The sequence below is a fragment of the Nakamurella sp. genome (genome assembly GCF_048594475.1).
Classification (GTDB): domain Bacteria; phylum Actinomycetota; class Actinomycetes; order Mycobacteriales; family Nakamurellaceae; genus Nakamurella.
Genome location: NZ_JBMDXT010000209.1, coordinates 1 through 4,156, shown reverse-complemented (window position 1 = coordinate 4,156; position 4,156 = coordinate 1). Strand labels below are relative to the sequence as shown.

The following is a 4,156-nucleotide window of genomic DNA, read 5'->3' as shown; positions in this document are numbered from 1 at the left end:
GCCTCGATGATCCGGGCCATGGTCTTGACCGCGATGATCGGGTACTTGCCGACGGAGGTCTCGCCGGAGAGCATGACCGCGTCCGCGCCGTCCAGGATCGCGTTGGCGACGTCGGAGGCCTCGGCCCGGGTCGGGCGGGAGTGCTCGATCATCGAGTCGAGCATCTGGGTGGCCACGATGACCGGGCGGGCGTTCTCCCGGGCCACCTGGACCGCACGCTTCTGCACCAGCGGCACCTGCTGCAGCGGCAGCTCGACGCCGAGATCGCCGCGAGCGACCATGATCCCGTCGAAGGCGCGGACGATCGCCTCGAGGTTCGCGACCGCCTCGGGCTTCTCCAGCTTGGCGATGACCGGGCGACGGGCGGCGCCGACCTCGTCCATCACGTCGCGGACCAGGTCGACGTCGGTGGGCGACCGGACGAAGGACAGCGCGATGACGTCCACGCCCAGGGACAGCGCGAACTTCAGGTCGGCGATGTCCTTCTCGGACATGGCCGGCACGGAGACGTTCATCCCCGGCAGCGAGATGCCCTTGTTGTTGGAGACCGGGCCACCCTCGGTGACCGAGCACGTGACGTCGTCACCGTCGACCGCGGTGACGACCAGACCGACCTTGCCGTCGTCGATCAGCAGCCGGTCGCCGGGACGGGCGTCCCGGGCCAGACCCTTGTAGGTGGTCGACACCCGCTCTTTGGTGCCGACGATGTCCTGCACGGTGATGGTGACCGAGTCCCCGGTGTTCCAGTCGTGCGGGCCGTCGGCGAACCGGCCCAGCCGGATCTTCGGGCCCTGCAGATCGGCCATGATGGCCAGCGCCTTGCCGGACGCCTTGGCCGCGTCCCGCAGCCGGTGATAGATCACCTCGTGGTCGGCGTAATCGCCGTGGGAGAAGTTCATCCGGGCGACGTTCATCCCGGCGTCCAGCAGAGCGGCGATCGCCTCCTCCGAGGACGTGGCCGGACCCAGGGTGCAGACAATCTTCGCGCGACGTGTCATGGGCACACCCTAGCGGACTTCTGAACCGATACAGAAGTCAGGGTCACATGATCACGATGTGATGACGATCGCAGTCCCCCGGGCTGGCGTCGCGCCGACCGCGCGGATGGAGGGCCCGGTCCGGCGGCCGTCGGGTCCGGCCCGGCGGGCTTCGGATCAGCGCACGCGACGGACGACCCGGCGGCCGGCCCGACCGCCCGACGCCGACGGGGACCGGCGGTGGGCGTTCCCACCCCCGGGCCCCGTCGGCCGGACGATCGATCGGCTAGCGCAGCGCGACCGCGGTCGGCTCCAGCGGGTCGGGAAGGAACGTCCGGCCGGCCAGGTAGGCGTCCACCCCGGCGGCCGCGGACCGGCCCTCGGCGATGGCCCAGACGATCAGCGACTGGCCGCGCCCGGCGTCACCGGCCACGAACACCCCGGGCACCGACGTCATGTAGTTCTCGTCCCGGACGATGGTGCCCCGGGAGGAGATCTCCACGCCCAGCTCGTCGAGCAGGCCCGGTCGCTCCGGGCCGACGAAGCCCAGGGCGATCAGGATCAGGTCGGCGTCGATGTGGAACTCGGTCCCCTCGGTCGGGATGAACCCGCCCGGGATCCGCTTGCCCTCCACCAGGTTCAACCCGGTGACCTTGCCGTCGCGGCCCTCGATCGAGGTCGAGTTGACCCCGAAGATCCGCTCGCCGCCCTCCTCGTGCGCGGCCGAGATCCGCAGCATCAGCGGGTAGGTCGGCCACGGGGTGGACAGGTCGCGGGTGGCCGGCGGCATGACGTGGATGTCCAGCTGGGTCACCGACTCGGCGTTCTGCCGCAGCGCGGTGCCGTAGCAGTCGGCCCCGGTGTCGCCGCCGCCGATGATGACGACCTTCTTGCCCTCGGCCGAGACGTCGACCGCCTCGCGGGTGCCCTCGCAGACCTCGTTCTGCTGGGTCAGGTAGGGCATGGCCAGGTGGACGCCGTCCAGGTCCCGGCCGTCCACCGACAGCTCGCGCGGGATCGTCGAGCCGGTGGCGATGACGACCGCGTCGAAGTCGGACTGCAGCTTCTCCACGCTGATGTCACCGGCCCCGGTCCCGCCGACGGCGCAGCCGGCGACGAAGGTGACGCCCTCGGCCGAGAGCTGGGCCAGCCGCCGGTCGAGCACCTCCCGGTCCATCTTGAACTCGGGGATGCCGTAGCGCATCAGCCCGCCGATGCGCTGGTCCCGCTCGAACACGGTGACCGCGTGGCCGGCCCGGGCCAGCTGCTGCGCGGCGGCCAGCCCGGCCGGGCCGGAGCCGACCACCGCGACGGTCCGCCCGCTGGCCAGCTCGGCCGGCCGCGGCTCCAGCCCATAACCCTCGGCGATGGCGTGGTCGGCGATCTCCTGCTCGACCAGCTTGATCGACACCGGATCGTCGGCGATGCCCAGCACGCAGGCACCCTCGCAGGGCGCCGGGCACAACCGCCCGGTGAACTCCGGGAAGTTGTTGGTCGCGTGCAGCCGGTCCGAGGCCTCGGCCCACTTGCCGGTGCGGACGAGCTCGTTCCACTCGGGGATCAGGTTGCCCAGCGGGCAACCCTGGTGGCAGAACGGGATGCCGCAGTCCATGCACCGGGTGGCCTGGGTGCGGGTGCCCTGCTCGTCGAACGGCTCGTAGACCTCGCGCCAGTCCCGCAGCCGCAGCGGGATCGGCCGGCGGGCCGGCCCGCTGCGCGGGTGCTTGAGGAAACCGCTGGGATCAGCCATGGCTGGCCTCCATGATCATCTCGTCGGCGTTGACCCCGAGCGCGGCGGCCTCGGCCCGCAGCGCCAGGACCCGCCGGTAGTCGCGGGGCATGACCCGGGAGAACCGGACGGCGGCGATCGGCCAGTCGGCCAGCAGCGCCGCGGCGATCCGGGACCCGGTCAGCTTGGCGTGCGAGCCGATGACCTCGCCCAGCCAGGCGACCTCGTCGGCCTCCAGCGGTTCGAGGTCGACCAGCTCGGGGTTGACCTTGGCCGGTTCCGGGTCGAGCAGGTAGGCGATGCCGCCGCTCATCCCGGCCCCCACGTTGCGCCCGGTGCGGCCCAGGATGACCACCCGGCCGCCCGTCATGTACTCGCAGGCGTGGTCGCCGGCGCCCTCGACCACCATCAGCGCCCCGGAGTTGCGGACGGCGAACCGCTCGCCCACCCGGCCGCGGAGGAAGATCTCCCCGGAGGTGGCCCCGTAGCCGATGGTGTTGCCGGCGATCACCTGGGTCTTGACCCCCGGCGCCTGGGCCGGGGAGTTCTCGTCCGGGTGGACCACGATGCGGCCGCCGGACAGGCCCTTGCCGACGTAATCGTTGGCGTCGCCGAGCAGGTCGATGGACACGCCCTTGGGCAGGAACGCGCCCAGCGACTGGCCGGCGGTGCCGGTCAGGTTGACCTCGATCGTGTGGTCGGGCAGCCCCTCCGGGCCGAACACCCGGGTGACCTCCGAGCCCAGCATCGTGCCGGCGGTCCGGTCGACGTTGCGGATCGGCAGCGTGATCCGGACACCACGGGCGTCCTGCAGCGCCGGCTGGGCCTGCTTGATCAGCTCGGCGTCCAGGGTCTTGGACAGGTCGTGCCGGGCCGGCTTGGTGCAGTAGTAGTCACTGGCCACCTCCGGGATCTCCAGCAACGGGGTCAGATCCAGCCCGCGGGCGCGGTGGTGCTCCACCGCGGCCGAGACGTCGATCATCTCCGCGTGCCCGACGGCCTCGTTGACCGTCCGGAAGCCCAGCGCGGCCAGGTACTCCCGGACCATCTCCGCGACGTACAGGAAGAAGGTCTCGACGAACTCCGGCGTCCCGGTGTACCGCTCGCGCAGCACCGGGTTCTGGGTGGCGATGCCCACCGGACAGGTGTCCAGGTGACAGACCCGCATCATGACGCAGCCGGCGACCACCAGCGGCGCGGTGGAGAAGCCGAACTCCTCGCCGCCCAGCAGCATGGCGATGACCACGTCCCGCGGGGTCCGCAGGCCGCCGTCGACCTGCAGCCGCACCTGCTCGCGCAGCTGGTTGATGCGCAGCGTCTGCTGGGTCTCGGCGACGCCGAGCTCCCAGGGCTGGCCGGCGTGCTTGAGCGAGGTCAGCGGCGCCGCGCCGGTGCCGCCGTCGTAGCCGGCCACGATCACCTTGTCCGCGTGGGCCTTGGTGACGCCGGC

Annotated in this window: 3 protein-coding genes; all 3 read right to left on the bottom strand. The window is 71.7% G+C overall.

Features of this window, described 5'->3' with window-relative positions:
- A partial coding sequence (pyk, locus tag ACOJUF_RS09770) for a pyruvate kinase (protein ID WP_420121665.1) occupies positions 1 to 998 on the bottom strand: 998 nt, incomplete at its 3' end.
- A 265-nt stretch (positions 999 to 1,263) separates the two neighbouring features.
- A complete protein-coding gene (locus tag ACOJUF_RS09765; RefSeq protein ID WP_420121664.1) occupies positions 1,264 to 2,727 on the bottom strand; it encodes a glutamate synthase subunit beta in 1,464 nt (487 codons plus the stop codon).
- A partial coding sequence (locus ACOJUF_RS09760) for a glutamate synthase-related protein (RefSeq protein WP_420121663.1) occupies positions 2,720 to 4,156 on the bottom strand: 1,437 nt, incomplete at its 5' end. The genes ACOJUF_RS09760 and ACOJUF_RS09765, both read right to left, overlap by 8 nt.